The 639-nt window shown below is 65.4% G+C and carries 1 protein-coding gene; it reads left to right on the plus strand.

Going from position 1 to position 639, the window contains the following annotated elements:
- Window positions 1-29: 29 nt before the first annotated feature.
- Window positions 30-639 (plus strand): ABC transporter permease (locus tag ACFWJO_RS38335; protein WP_386872796.1); only part of this gene is annotated, 610 nt, incomplete at its 3' end.

The raw sequence follows: 639 nt of genomic DNA on the forward strand, positions 1-639 counted from the left end.
CGTATGTCCTGCATCAGGAGGCTGTCCCCATGGCTCGAAACGGTCCAGCGCTCGGGGCAGTTGCCGCACCCGTGGTCGTGGAGGGGTCGCAGCTGACGCCCGTCGGCGCACGCCCCTCGATCGGTGCGTATCTGCTGTCGATCTGGCGGCACCGCGCGTTCATCCTCTTCGACTCGCGATCTCGCATCGCCGGGGCCAACTCGACCAACGCCCTGGGCCGACTCTGGATGATCCTCAACCCCATCCTGGACGGCGCAGCCTACTATCTGGTGTTCGGTGTCCTTCTGGGCACGGGCCACGGGGTGCCGAACTTCGTTGCCTATCTGATCATCGGCGTGTTCTTCTTCCGCTATTCCTCGCAAGCGATCACGGCCGGCTCCAGGGCCATCTCAGGCAACCAGACAATCGTCCGCGCCTTCCGCTTCCCGAGGGCCACGCTGGTGGTGGCGGCCAACATCCGGGCGTTCCTGGAGTTCCTCCCCACGCTCGCAGTGATGATCGTGCTCGTCCTCGCGTTTCCGCCAGCCGAGGTGCTCACCTGGAGGTGGCTCCTGATCGTGCCCCTGCTGTTCGTGCAGTCGCTCTTCAACACGGGGCTTTCTCTCGTCCTGAGCCGCTACGTCGCCCACTGGCCGGACC

It is taken from the genome of Streptomyces sp. NPDC127092 (genome assembly GCF_042722475.1).
GTDB lineage: Bacteria > Actinomycetota > Actinomycetes > Streptomycetales > Streptomycetaceae > Streptomyces.